Below are 1,299 nucleotides of genomic sequence, written 5' to 3' on the forward strand. Positions count from 1 at the left end.
GGGGGTGCGGACGATTTCTTGGACCGCGCCTAGGCGTATCCAAGCTTCCTGCGGTACTCCATCGGGCTCAGCCACTCGAGGGACTTCTTGATGCGCCCGTCCCGATAGTACACGAGGTAGGCCTCGAGCCTCCCCATGAACTCCTCGGCCGTCACGCCCTCCCAGTCCCTGTAGCGGAAGAACTCGTTCTTGAGGCGCCCGAAGAAGCCCTCGCAGGCCGAGTTGTCCGGGCTGCAGCCCTTCGCGGACATGCTCCTGACCAGGCCGTTCTCCTCGCAGATCCCGATCCACTCCGGCCAGCGGTAGTGGCCGCCCCGGTCCGAGTGGATCGTCGTGCGCGCGCCCGCCGGCCTCGCCGCGCAGGCCTTGAGCAGGCTCGAGTTCGCGAGGCGCTTGTCGGGGTGCAGCCCGATCGACCAGGCGACGGGCATCCCGTCGAAGCAGTCGATGACCGGGCTCAGGTAGACCTTCTCGCCGCCCGGGAGCCTGAACTCGGTGATGTCGGTGAGCCACAGCCGGTTGGGCTCGTCGGCGTGGAAATTCCTGTTCACGAGGTTCTCCGGCGCCTTGGAGACCTCGCCGGCGTAGGAGCTGTAGCCCCGGGCGCGCCTCTTGTTGTAGACGACCTCGAGGCCCTCCTCGCGCATCACGCGGGCCACGCGCTTCTCGCTGGCGCGGACGCCCTCGCGGCGCAGGCGCGCCCAGACGGTGCGGTACCCCCAGCACCCCGAGCCCTCGCGGAAGATGCGCACCACGCGGTCGCGTATGTCGGCGTCGCGGTCGCGCGGCGCGGCGACGCGGGGCCTCCAGTACTCATAGGAGCTCTTCGATATCCTCAAGAAACCTGTGATCGAGCGGAGGGGCAGGGCGGTCGCCCGCCTCAATCTCTCGCCGAGCTCGCACTTGCTCCTGTTCGAGATCGAAGCCGGGTCCCACCCTTCCGCTTTTAGGTCGGCCAACACCGCCCTGAGCAGCAGGTTCTCTATCTGGTCCTCGTTGAGCCCGGCGAGCGGGCCGGTCGCCGGCGGGGCGTAGATCGACTTGTCGGGGCCCAAGCTGGCCTCCTTCCGTGGCGGTTCCCTCGCCACGATTCTACAGCCCCCGCCGGTGTAGCTGCGCGGGAGGTGCCCCGTCGCCCACTTCTTGGCCGCGCTCACCGTGACCCCCGCGAACTCCGCGGCGGCAGTGGGCCCCATGCCGTCCTCCGTCGCCAGGAGGAAGAGCTCGACCTTCTCCCTGCTGTACATGCGAACCTCCAGTCCGGACCGCCCCGCGGTCCAACTTTCTGTCCGCACCCCC

Annotated in this window: 1 protein-coding gene; it reads right to left on the bottom strand. The window is 68.7% G+C overall.

What is annotated here, in order from left to right; genetic code table 11:
* Nucleotides 1-29 precede the first annotated feature (29 nt).
* On the bottom strand, nucleotides 30-1,299 hold a 1,270-nt coding region (locus tag DWZ52_RS09810), incomplete at its 5' end, for an IS3 family transposase (protein WP_233547313.1).

Source organism: Collinsella sp. AF33-16 (genome assembly GCF_003475325.1).
GTDB lineage: Bacteria > Actinomycetota > Coriobacteriia > Coriobacteriales > Coriobacteriaceae > Collinsella.